This window comes from Bacillus sp. FSL K6-1218 (assembly GCF_038006445.1).
GTDB lineage: Bacteria > Bacillota > Bacilli > Bacillales > Bacillaceae_G > Bacillus_A > Bacillus_A thuringiensis_S.
Map to the genome: position 1 here is coordinate 1,190,029 of NZ_JBBOVE010000001.1, position 12,244 is coordinate 1,202,272.

The following is a 12,244-nucleotide window of genomic DNA, read 5'->3' on the forward strand; positions in this document are numbered from 1 at the left end:
GTGCAATTAGGGGGGGCAACACAACATGAAGAAAAAGATACCGTTATTACTTGCATCGACTTTAACTGCAAGTATGTTGCTTGGCGCGTGTAGCTACCAAAAAGATGACGCAAAAGCAAAAGGGAAAGAAGATGCTACGAGTAGTAGTAATGGAAAGCAGATTCTTAATTTAACAGAGTTATCTGAAATTCCGTCAATGGATGCATCATTAGCATCTGATTCTGCATCTTCTACAGCATTAAATAATACGATGGAAGGTTTATATCGTACCGGCAAAGATCAAAAGAGAATGCCAGGAGTTGCTGAAGATTTTCAAAAGTTAGATGATGGGAAGAAATACATATTTAAATTAAGAAAAGATGCGAAATGGTCGAATGGGGAGCCTGTAACAGCAAAAGACTTTGTGTATTCATGGAAAAGAGCAGTAAATCCAGATACAAAAGCGACGTATTCGTACATTATGTTTGATATTAAAAATGCAGAGAAAATTCATAAAAAAGAATTACCTGCTGACCAATTAGGTGTAAAAGCAATTGATGATTATACATTAGAAGTGGAATTAGACAATCCCGTTCCTTACTTTGTTGATTTAACAGTTTATCCGGTATTTTACCCACTAAATGAAAACTTTGTAAAAGCACAAGGTGATAAGTTTGGGTTAGAGGCAAATACAACATTATATAATGGGCCATTTGTTATGAGTGATTGGAAACATGAGCAAAGCTTCCAGTTTAAGAAGAACCCATCATATTGGGATAATAAAACGGTTAAAATCGAAGAAATTAACTTTAATATTGTAAAAAATACGTCAACTGATGTAAATTTATATGAGACAAACTCGATTGATCGTGCGGCTCTAACTTCAGAATTTGTTGATAAGTTTAGACAAAGCTCAGAATTCCACACAAGAAAAGAAGCAGGGGTTGCTTACCTACGATTTAATCAAAGTAATCAATACTTAAGTAATAAAAACTTAAGAAAAGCAATTTCAATGTCCTTTGATCGTGATAACATTGCGAAAGTTATTTTAAATAATGGTGCGATTGGAGCTTATGGATTTGTTGGAAAAGATTTCGTTGAAGGTCCGAATAAAAAAGATTTCCGAGCTGAAAATGGAAAGCTAGTTGAAACGAATCCAAAAGAAGCGAAAAAGCTTTGGGAAACAGCGAAGAAAGAGCTTGGCACTGATAAAATCGAACTAGAATTCTTAAACTTTGATAATGAAGATGCAAAAAAGGTTGGTGAATTCTTAAAAGGTGAGATAGAAAAAAACTTACCTGGTTTATCAATTAAAATTAAACAGCAGCCATTTGCACAAAAAAATAAATTAGAAGATTCTCAGCAATATGATATTGCGTTTGGTATTTGGGGCCCAGATTTCCCAGATCCAATCTCATATTTAGATATGTTTGTTACAAATGGTTCTCAAAATAAAACAGGGTATTCTAATCAGAAATATGATGAGTTAATTCTAAAAGCTAAAACAGATACAAAAGATTTACAAGCACGCTGGAACAACCTTTTAGAAGTAGAGAAGATGTTAATTAAAGAGGATGCAGTTATCACTCCAATCTTCCAAAAAGGTTCAGCATATATAGTAAAAGATGCTGTAAAAGATATTATACCAATCAACTATGGTGGTAGATTAACTTACAAATGGGCATCTGTTGAACAAAAATAATCTTTTTTTCCATCGTTTACAAGGGTATATGCCTATGATGGGCATATGCTCTTATTTTAAAAAAATAAAAGTAAGAATATTTTAAACTATCTTATTGCTTTTGAGAAAAACGGGGAGGTGCTTGACTATGGGACGTTATGTATTAAAACGTTTCGTGTACATGGCTTTGACATTATTTTTAATTACTACGCTGACTTTCTTTTTGATGAAATTACTTCCGGGTTCTCCGCTTAAAAATCAGGAGAAGTTATCACCGGCACAGAAAGAAATCATTCTTGAAAAATATGGTTTAAATGATCCAGTACCAGTTCAATATGCACGTTACTTAGGTAACTTAGCAAAAGGTGATTTAGGGGTATCATTCCAATATGATAACCGTCCAGTAACAGATATGATTGTGGATCGCATTGGACCATCAGCACAACTTGGTTTACAAGCGATTATATTAGGAACATTTATCGGTTTAATTTTAGGAATCGTTGCGGCACTCCGTAACAATACGTGGGTCGATTATGGAGCGACAATTATTTCCGTACTCGGGATGTCGGTACCATCATTCGTATTCGCCGCTTTACTACAATATTTCGTAGGGGTAAAACTTGGTTGGTTCCCAGTAGCGTTCTGGAAAGGACCAGAGTTTACAGTAATGCCTACAATTGCTTTATCGATGGCAGTTATCGCGACAATCGCACGTTTCGCTCGTGCAGAGTTAATTGAAGTTATGCAAGCCGATTACATTTTAACAGCGAAAGCGAAAGGGATTAGCCAAGGCGTTATCATTATCAAACACGCACTTCGTAACGCGTTAATTCCAGTAGTAACAATTTTAGGACCAATGGTTGCAGGTTTAATCACAGGTACACTAGTTATTGAGCAAATTTATGCTGTACCAGGACTAGGGGAACAGTTCGTTAAATCTATTACAGTGAATGACTATACAGTTATTATGGGAACTACGATTTTCTATAGTGCAATCTTCATTTTAGTTATTTTCATTGTCGATATTTTATATGGAATTATTGATCCTCGAATTCGTTTAGCGGGAGGGAAAAAATGATGAAAGATGTACAAAAATTATCTCCAGATTTATTTCAACAAGCCAATCAAAATAATGTGGATAATGAAGTCATTGCCCGTCCAAGCTTAACGTTTTGGCAAGATGTAAGAAGACGTTTGTTCCAACATAAAGGTGCGATGTTTGGTTTCGTATTATTAAGCCTTATTATATTACTAGCAATTTTTGGACCGATGGTAAGTAAACACTCATATAAAGAGCAAGATTTAGGCCGTGCGAAAATGCCGCCGAAAATTCCTGTTATTGAAAATGTTCATTGGTTACCATTTGACGGTACAGATCAATATGGTGTTGATCAATATGAAAAACGTGATATTAAAGAGTATTTCTGGTTTGGTACAGATGATCTTGGTCGTGATTTATGGACAAGAACATGGGAAGGTACACGTGTATCCTTATATATCGCTCTTTTAGCAGCAGCAATTGACTTAGTAATTGGGGTTGCATACGGAGGGATTTCAGCATTTTATGGCGGCAGAGTAGATAATATTATGCAACGTATTATGGAGATTATTAATGGTATTCCATACTTAATCATTGTTATCTTAATGGTAATCATTATGGGATCTGGTATATGGTCAATTACATTAGCAATGGCGATTACAGGTTGGATAGGGATGTCCCGTATCGTTCGTGGACAAATCTTGAAATTGAAAAACCAAGAATACGTATTAGCATCTCGTACATTAGGTGCAACGAATACACAATTAATTGTAAAACACTTAATCCCGAACGTAATGGGACCAATTATCGTAATGACAATGTTTACAATCCCAACAGCGGTGTTTGGTGAGGCGTTCTTAAGCTTTATCGGTTTAGGTATTCAGCCACCATTCGCATCACTTGGTTCTCTTGTTAATGACGGTTATAAATCTATTCAAACGTATCCGCATATGATGTTCATCCCTGCGGTTGTCATCAGTATATTAATTTTAGCGTTTAACTTAATGGCAGACGGATTACGCGATGCGTTAGATCCAAAAATGCGTAAGTAAAAGAGGGGAGAGGCAAAGATGAAAACATTGTTAGAGGTAAAAGATTTACAAGTCTCCTTTGATACACATGCAGGTGAAGTACAAGCTGTACGCGGCGTTACTTTTGATTTGAAAAAAGGAGAAACATTGGCGATTGTAGGAGAATCTGGTTCAGGGAAATCAGTTACTTCTAAAGCGTTAATGGGATTAATTCCGAATCCTCCTGGACGCATTAAAAATGGTGAAATCGTATTTGAAGGTCGTGACTTAACGAAATTAACAGAAAAAGAAATGCAACAAGTACGTGGTAAAGATATCGCAATGATTTTCCAAGACCCAATGACATCATTAAACCCAACGATGACAATTGGGAATCAAATTATGGAAGGCCTTATTAAACACCAAGGAATGAGTAAAGCAGACGCACGTAAAGTTGCTTTAGAATTAATCGACCTTGTAGGTATTCCAAATCCAGAAGCTCGTTTAAAACAATATCCTCACCAATTCTCAGGTGGTATGAGACAGCGTGTAGTTATTGCGATGGCGTTAGCTTGTAACCCGAAATTATTAATTGCCGATGAGCCGACAACAGCGCTAGACGTTACGATTCAGGCACAAATTTTAGAACTTATGAAAGACATTCAGCAAAAAACAGAAGCGGCAATTATTTTCATTACGCATGACTTAGGTGTAGTAGCAAACGTTGCTGACCGAGTGGCAGTTATGTACGCTGGTAAAGTTGTTGAAATTGGAACTGTAGATGAAATTTTCTATAATCCGAAACATCCATATACTTGGGGCTTAATCGCATCTATGCCAAGTTTAGATGGTTCAGAGGAAGAGTTATACGCAATTCCTGGAACGCCTCCGGATTTATTGAAGCCGCCAAAGGGGGATGCTTTTGCACCACGTAACCCACAGGCACTGAAAATTGATTTTGAAATGGACCCACCTTTATTTAAAGTAAGTGATACACACTATGCGGCAACTTGGTTACTTCACGAGCAAGCTCCAGAAGTAAAACCGCCGGCAGTTGTTGAAAAACGTATTCTTCAAATGAAAGCAGGTGAACAACATGACTAAACAACGTGAGAAATTAATTGAAGTAAAAAATGTAAAGCAGCACTTCGACGTGAGTGGTGGTGTTGTCAAAGCGGTTAATGATATTTCATTTGATATTTACCGCGGAGAAACATTTGGTCTTGTAGGAGAATCAGGTTGTGGTAAATCAACAACTGGAAGAACGATTATTCGTTTATATGATGCAACTGCTGGTGAAGTATTGTTCGATGGTGAAAACGTACATGGTAAGAAATCACGCACAGAATTGAAGAAATTCAACCGTAAAATGCAAATGATTTTCCAAGATCCATACGCATCATTAAATCCTCGTATGACAGTAGGGGATATTATCGCAGAAGGTATTGATATTCACGGATTAGCGAAAAGTAAAAAAGAGCGCATGGACCGTGTTCATGAACTATTAAACACAGTTGGTTTAAATAAAGAGCACGCAAACCGTTTCCCACACGAATTCTCAGGTGGACAACGTCAGCGTATCGGTATAGCTCGAGCGCTTGCTGTAGAACCAGAATTTATCATTGCCGATGAGCCGATCTCAGCACTTGACGTATCGATTCAGGCGCAAGTTGTAAACTTACTGAAAAAGTTACAAAAAGAAAAAGGCTTAACATACTTATTCATTGCCCATGATTTATCGATGGTAAAATACATTAGTGACCGCATCGGCGTAATGTACCGTGGTCAAATTGTAGAACTGACAACAAGTGAAGAGTTATATGCGAATCCAGTTCATCCATATACGAAATCACTATTATCAGCAATTCCGCTACCAGATCCAGATTATGAGCGTAATCGTAAACGTATCGTATACGATCCATCGCAGCATGATTACGGTAGCGAAGTGCCAACAATGCGTGAAATTCGTCCAGGACATTTCGTACTATGTTCTGAAGCAGAGTATAAGAAATATAAAGAAATCTATCAATAAAAAAAGAGCCATTCTTCCATTGCGGAAGGAGGGCTCTTTTTCTACTATATAAAATTACTGAACTTGAACAGAAATACTCTCTTCTTGTTCTTCAGGTTTAACTAGTGCGTAACGTTCCCACGCCCTACTTTTCCAGCGGAAGAACATAATAATCGCACGCGTCCATTCGTCGATGGCAATCGCTAGCCAAATACCAACGAGCCCCATATCTAAATGAAAGGCGAAAAAGTAGCCTAGTGGTAAACTCATTAAGACCATAGAGAATGCACCGATTAAAACAGGATATTTTGCATCACCAGCTGCACGAAGCGAATTAATGATGACGATATTCATCGTACGTCCCGTTTCAAGTAGTACACTTAGTAAAAGAACACTTGCGCCTAACCCGATAATGTGTGGATTATCTGTAAACAGTCCCATTAATTGTGTACGGAATGTAATAACGAGAGCGACCATACATAAAGTTACACCAATCGCCCATTTTACACTTTTCCACAAACGTTCGTATGCTTCATCCTTTTCGCCGCCACCAACAAGGCGGCCAATAATAATGGCTGTTCCCATACCAATCGCAATTGCAAATAAATAAGTGAACATGGAAATGTTAGTAGCGTATTGTCTAGCAGCTAATGATTCCGTTCCTAAGTACGTTGCGTAATAAAGGAAGACGATTTGACAAGCTTGATACATCACTTGTTCAAATGCAGATGGAATGCCGATTTTTAAAATTTTTCCAATGTATTCTTTGGATAAAGTGAAGTAATATTGTAATTTCACACGATATTCCATAACGCGGTATAGTAACCAGAAGAAAACAATAAGTGCGATCAATCGACTGATAGCGGAAGAAATTGCAGCCCCTTGTACACCGAGCTCAGGAAAACCAAATTTCCCGAAAATGAGTACGTAGTTTCCAGCGATATGAATAATATTCATTCCGAGTGAAATAAACATTGCTTGCTTTGTAAAACCGTGTACACGGATAATTGCGGCTAATGAGTTAATAATAGCTTGCAGGAAGATAGCCCCTCCGACGATAGATAAGTAGTTTTGTGCATACGTTAGTACATCGCCTTGTAAGTTCATTGCGAGCATCATATGTTTCGAAAATAAAAGAAAACCAGCGCTTATAACGAGCCCAACTATTAAATTTAATGTGACGGCTAATGCTGATATTTTAGATGCTTCCATAAAGCGTTTGGAACCGAGGTATTGAGATACAACGATAGCAGCGCCGTTCCCGATGACTTCTAATACTAAAATCGCAATATGAAGATATTGATTCGCTGCACCAACCCCAGATACAGCATCGTCTGATAATGCACTTAACATGAAAGTATCAGCGATCCCCATCAACATAAAAAGAAAAACTTCTAGAAAAATAGGCCATGTTAATAAGAATAAACTTAATTTCTCTGTCGGCCCATTTTTTGCTTGAATTGCTGTCATGTCCGTCCCCTCTTTACCGATATCTATTTTTAGCAAAATGTATCGTAACATACTTTCTTATCCTTTGCACTCATTTTAGCCTACATATTTTTAATATGAAGGGCCTGCTATTTTATGTTGAAAAGAGTGGGATAATTATACATAAAGTATTATAAAATATAAAATTTATTTTTATCTGATAATTTAGAAAAATAAAAAAATAATTATTTTTGGCACTTTAGTAAGGAAAATAGACAATATAAAACGTTTACAAAGATATATTTTTTAACAGAAAATTTTAATGAAATAGAAATATAAATATACAAAAAAAATATTTGTGTGTATAATATGAATTATTAGAACATATATACATTTCTTTCTGTTTGAAAATAAAAGGGCTAACATTTTTTTGGAGGGTGGAAGTATGAAAAAAAAGATACCAGTTTTTGTAGCATCAACAGTAGCGATGAGCATGATGTTAGGGGCATGTAGCTACCAAAAAGATGAACCGCAAGCAAACGCAAAAGGGGATAGCGGGAAAAGCGGTGCGAAGCAAGTTATTAATCTAACAGAAGTGTCTGAAATTCCGACAATGGATACAACACTTGCCTCGGATGCTGCTTCTTCAAAAGTTATGAATAATACAATGGAAGGGCTATATCGACTTGGGAAAGGAGATAAGTTAGTTCCAGGGGTAGCGAAATCCCATACGAAATCTGAAGATGGCAAAAAATATACATTTAAATTGCGTGAAGACGCTAAATGGTCGAATGGTGATTCTGTAACAGCAAAAGATTTTGTATATGCATGGCAAAGAGCTGTTAACCCTGATACGGCAGCAAAATCAGGATATATTATGCTAGATGTGAAAAATGCAGAGAAAATTAATAAAAGAGAGCTATCACCGGATCAATTAGGTGTAAAAGCGATAGATGATTATACATTAGAAGTTGAATTGGATAATCCAGTTCCATATTTTCTCAATTTAACGGTATATCCACTATTTTTCCCATTAAATGAGAAGTATATGAAAGAACAGGGAGAAAAATTTGGTTTGGAAGCAAATACAACTTTGTATAACGGTCCATTTGTATTAAATGAATGGAAACATGAACAAAGTTTCCAATTAAAGAAAAATCCAAATTATTGGGATCAAAAAGAAGTGAAATTAGAAGAAGTTAACTTTAATGTTGTAAAAGATACAGGAGCAGCTGTTAATTTGTATAATACGAATGCGATTGACAGAGTTGGTTTATCAGCGGAATTAGTTGATAAGTATAAAGGACAAAAAGACTTTAAAACAATTAATGATCCAACTGTATTCTTCTTGCGTTTTAATCAAAAAAATCCGGCTTTAGCTAACAAAAATATTCGTAAGGCTATTTCTAGTGCATACGATCGAGATGGTATTGGAGAGGTTATTTTAAACAACGGTTCTAAGGGAGCTTATGGTTTAGTACCATCTGATTTTGTTAAAGGGCCAGATAAGCAAGATTTCAGAAAAGAAAATGGAAAGCTTTCGAAAGTCGATGTGAAAGAAGCGAAAAAATTCTGGGAAGCAGGCAAGAAAGAATTAGGTAAGGATAAAATAGAACTAGAATTTTTAAACTTTGATAATGAAGAATCTAAGAAAATTGGTGAGTATGTAAAGGGAGAATTAGAAAAGAATTTACCAGGTCTAACAGTAACAATTAAGATGCAACCATTTGCACAAAAATTAAAACTTGAAGATAGTGGACAGTTTGATATTTCATTTACTGGATGGGGACCTGATTTCCCTGATGCAATCACATTCCTTGATATGTTTATAACAGATGGTTCACAAAATAAAATGGCTTATTCTAATGCTCAGTATGATGACATTATTAAAAAGGCAAAGCAAGAAGGCTCAGATGTAAAAGGACGTTGGGATGAACTGTTAAAAGCAGAGAAAATTTTATTTGAGGATGCAGCAATTGCGCCGGTATTCCAACGTGGCAGATCTATATTAGAAAGAGAAACGATTAAAGATGTGTATATCCACAAATATGGCGGTGAATTAAGCTTTAAATGGGCATCCGTAGGGAAATAAAAAAAGCAGGCTAACCACCTGCTTTTTTTTAATACGTGCGTTTCTTATAAATGCCTTTTCCGCCAACTTGATTCCAGCCGGATTGTACATCCAAACTTTTGTTAACAAACTTCATTTTTTCTTTTCCGCCAAAGAGCTTTTCCCCGATGCTATTTGTAATGACACCAATCAATGCTGTTATTCCGATGATGAGGGCAGCAACCGTAATAAAATCAATAAAAAAAGCAATCATTTGCAAACTCCCCCTTTGCCTGTCTGTATGTTTATTGTATGAGATAAAAAATAAAAAAGAAAGAAATGTCAGAAAAAATTAATTTACTTTAGAAATCGTGTGGACAGGAGGGAGAATGTTTGTTAAAATAAGAACAAACGTTCCTTTTCGTTCTCATTTGTATAGTCTTACATTTCTTAATTGATTTATCAGGAAAAAGTAAGAAAACGTTCTCTTTTTCATAGGGAAGATTATAGATAAATAACTATATATTATATGAAAAATCTAGAGGAAGTGAGTATTGAAAGGGTTGAAAGTTATTGTTCAAGTACAGCTAAATTGAGCGTAATCATGTTACATAGCAGTGGAATACACGGAAGAGTTTTCTCAACTAGCAGGAAATTTACTGTATATTTCTTGCAAAATCTATTGTATAATGATTATAGAAGTTACTTATTAAAAGTAATTGTTGTTTATTATAAGTTGTTGCTTACATGAAATGCGATTTTTGTACTTTTCAATAAGACAAGTTATCGCGAAAAATTGCTGAAGTTAGAAATTAAAACTGTATTTAGTACAGAATTTGTACTCTTTAAGGAGAGTGAGCTTTGTATGGTAACATTATATAGTTCTCCAAGCTGTACGTCTTGTAGAAAGGCGAAATTATGGCTAGAGGAAAATCATATTCCCTATACAGAACGTAATATTTTCTCAGATCCATTAACAATTGAGGAAATTAAAGAGATTTTACGTATGACAGAAAGCGGAACGGATGAGATTATTTCTACTCGTTCGAAAGTTTTCCAAGAATTGAATGTAAACTTAGAATCTTTACCACTTCAAGATTTATATAAGATGATTCGTGACTATCCAGGGATTTTACGTCGTCCAATTATGATTGACGAGAAACGCCTTCAAGTTGGTTACAACGAAGACGAAATTCGCCGTTTCTTACCACGTACAGTAAGAACGTTCCAATTACGTGAAGCACAACGTCTTGTAAATTAATTATAATAATATGAAAACCTTCTACCTATTATATAGTAGAAGGTTTTTTTTAATGTTTCACATTGCGTAATCGAACTTGTTGTACAATAAAGCCAATGCATAAAATAGTGAAAATGAACAAATAAGGAATGCTTGCAGTGAAACTTGGGTTGTTATGAAAAAAGGTTGCAAGTCTGTCTTCATGTGTAACCATTTTTCCTGCAGTATAAGCAAGAATCGCTGCACCGCAATAAATGAGGAATGGAAATCGTTCCATAAGTATTAAAATAAGTTTGCTACCCCAAATAATAATAGGGATAGAAATGAGTAAGCCAATTATGACGAGTAAAAATCTCCCGTGAGCTGCACCTGCAATGGCAATAACATTATCAAACCCCATAACGAGATCCGCGAAAACAATTGTCCGCACAGCTTGGAATAAAGTTGTTTTTCCTTGAATAGCAGAAAGATCGTTGTTATTATCAGTTAATAAATTGACTGCAATTAATGTAAGTAAAACCCCGCCAATCAGTTGTAGAAATGGAATGTCGAGTAAATAGACAGCTAATATAGTAAGGGCAATTCTTAGTACGATTGCTAAAAGAGTACCAATCAAAATAGCTTTATTTCGTTTCGATTCAGGTAAATTTCGGCTAGCTAGTGCGATGACGATTGCATTGTCACCACCTAATACAACATCGATACCGACAATCATTAGTACGGATGTTAAAAACTCTAAGTCCATTCGTCTGCCTCCATTTATAATGTTTTAATAAGCGAACTGTATGTATGTGATGAAGAAAGTTGTTGTTAAATAATCTCTTCCAATAGAAGTTTCACTTTATTAAAGTGTACGGGGGAATGTGGAAATGTATGTCCAAATTTTTTGTAAGTAAGAAATCGCTATAATAATATATTTATGTAGTTGATCGAGTAAAGATAGGCATATAACTATTTTTGTAAAATAAATCGATTTTATTTCCATTCTGGAGAATCTTATCATAAAATGAGAGTACAAGAATCTATTGATTTGTCATATGAGTGGGGAATCCCTTCATAACAATTCTAAGCAGGAAGGGAGAGTTGTATTTTGGATATTGAAAGAATTAATGATCATACGATGAAATTTTTTATTACGTACATTGATATAGAGGATAGAGGATTTAATCGTGAAGAAATTTGGTATGATCGCGAACGAAGTGAAGAGCTCTTTTGGGAGATGATGGACGAAGCTCGTGATCATGACGACTTCTTTATTGATGGGCCGTTATGGATTCAAGTGCAAGCAGTCGATAAAGGGATTGAAGTACTTGTCACGAAAGCAGAGCTTTCAAAGGACGGACAAAAGCTAGAACTACCGATAGGAGTAGACAAAATTATAGATATTCCTCTAGATGAAGGCATCGAATCATTATTCCAACAAGAGTTAGTCGAAGAGGTAGAAGAACAAACAGGAACAAACTTTAATGAAGATGGTACGTTTGGCTTTTTAATTAAATTTAATGATTTTGAAGATGTCATTTCATTAAGTCATCGTCTTATCTTTGAAGATATAAAAGATGAGCTGTATTCATTTGAGAACCGCTATTATGTATATGTGGAATTCGATGAAGTGCTACATGATGAAGAAGAAATCGATCGTATTTTAAGTATTATTTTAGAATATGGGGAAGAATCAACTTTAACAATTCATCGTGTAAGTGAGTATGGAAAACAAATTGTGAAAGAGCATGCGCTTGAAACGATTCGCAATAATTTTCCTGCTAAAACGTAGGCCGATTTCTGTAGTATGAAATCGGCTTTTTA

The 12,244-nt window shown here is 35.5% G+C and carries 11 protein-coding genes; 8 read left to right on the top strand and 3 right to left on the bottom strand.

What is annotated here, in order from left to right; all coding sequences use genetic code 11:
* Positions 1 to 25 precede the first annotated feature (25 nt).
* From MHI26_RS06210 to MHI26_RS06230, 5 genes are all read left to right on the top strand, one after another.
* On the top strand, positions 26 to 1,681 hold the full coding sequence (locus MHI26_RS06210) for a peptide ABC transporter substrate-binding protein (protein WP_000727204.1): 1,656 nt from the start codon (positions 26 to 28) through the stop codon (positions 1,679 to 1,681).
* Between the two features lie 127 nt (positions 1,682 to 1,808).
* Positions 1,809 to 2,738: an oligopeptide ABC transporter permease gene (gene opp3b / locus MHI26_RS06215; protein WP_000534165.1), complete on the top strand. Its 930-nt coding sequence runs from the start codon at positions 1,809 to 1,811 to the stop codon at positions 2,736 to 2,738.
* Positions 2,735 to 3,751: an oligopeptide ABC transporter permease gene (opp3C, locus tag MHI26_RS06220; RefSeq protein ID WP_000974098.1), complete on the top strand. Its 1,017-nt coding sequence runs from the start codon at positions 2,735 to 2,737 to the stop codon at positions 3,749 to 3,751. The genes opp3b and opp3C overlap by 4 nt, the downstream gene beginning before the upstream one ends.
* Positions 3,752 to 3,769: 18 nt before the next feature.
* Positions 3,770 to 4,813 (top strand): ABC transporter ATP-binding protein, encoded by a 1,044-nt coding sequence (locus MHI26_RS06225; protein ID WP_000854346.1) that lies wholly within the window; start codon positions 3,770 to 3,772, stop codon positions 4,811 to 4,813.
* Positions 4,806 to 5,741, top strand: a complete 936-nt coding sequence (locus MHI26_RS06230) for an ABC transporter ATP-binding protein (protein WP_000166354.1) — start codon at positions 4,806 to 4,808, stop codon at positions 5,739 to 5,741. The genes MHI26_RS06225 and MHI26_RS06230 overlap by 8 nt, the downstream gene beginning before the upstream one ends.
* 54 nt (positions 5,742 to 5,795) lie before the next feature.
* Here the strand turns inward: MHI26_RS06230 and MHI26_RS06235 are convergent, their stop codons facing one another.
* A complete protein-coding gene (locus MHI26_RS06235; protein ID WP_003306543.1) occupies positions 5,796 to 7,241 on the bottom strand; it encodes an MATE family efflux transporter in 1,446 nt (481 codons plus the stop codon).
* Between the two features lie 352 nt (positions 7,242 to 7,593).
* Between MHI26_RS06235 and MHI26_RS06240 the strand changes: the two genes are divergently transcribed.
* A complete protein-coding gene (locus MHI26_RS06240) occupies positions 7,594 to 9,240 on the top strand; it encodes a peptide ABC transporter substrate-binding protein (protein WP_000727247.1) in 1,647 nt (548 codons plus the stop codon).
* A 28-nt stretch (positions 9,241 to 9,268) separates the two neighbouring features.
* On the opposite strand, the gene MHI26_RS06245 is transcribed toward MHI26_RS06240, so the two are convergent.
* Positions 9,269 to 9,472, bottom strand: a complete 204-nt coding sequence (locus tag MHI26_RS06245) for a hypothetical protein (RefSeq protein WP_000559971.1) — start codon at positions 9,470 to 9,472, stop codon at positions 9,269 to 9,271.
* A gap of 591 nt (positions 9,473 to 10,063) precedes the next feature.
* Here MHI26_RS06245 and spx point away from each other — a divergent pair.
* A complete protein-coding gene (gene spx / locus MHI26_RS06250; RefSeq protein WP_000258267.1) occupies positions 10,064 to 10,459 on the top strand; it encodes a transcriptional regulator Spx in 396 nt (131 codons plus the stop codon).
* A gap of 49 nt (positions 10,460 to 10,508) precedes the next feature.
* Here the strand turns inward: spx and MHI26_RS06255 are convergent, their stop codons facing one another.
* Positions 10,509 to 11,183 carry a TerC family protein gene (locus tag MHI26_RS06255; protein ID WP_000362600.1) on the bottom strand — a complete coding sequence of 225 codons (675 nt, stop codon included), beginning with the start codon at positions 11,181 to 11,183 and terminating at the stop codon, positions 10,509 to 10,511.
* A gap of 345 nt (positions 11,184 to 11,528) precedes the next feature.
* On the opposite strand from MHI26_RS06255, the gene mecA reads away from it, so the two are divergent.
* On the top strand, positions 11,529 to 12,212 hold the full coding sequence (gene mecA / locus MHI26_RS06260) for an adaptor protein MecA (RefSeq protein WP_000350716.1): 684 nt from the start codon (positions 11,529 to 11,531) through the stop codon (positions 12,210 to 12,212).
* The last annotated feature ends 32 nt before the right edge of the window (positions 12,213 to 12,244 follow it).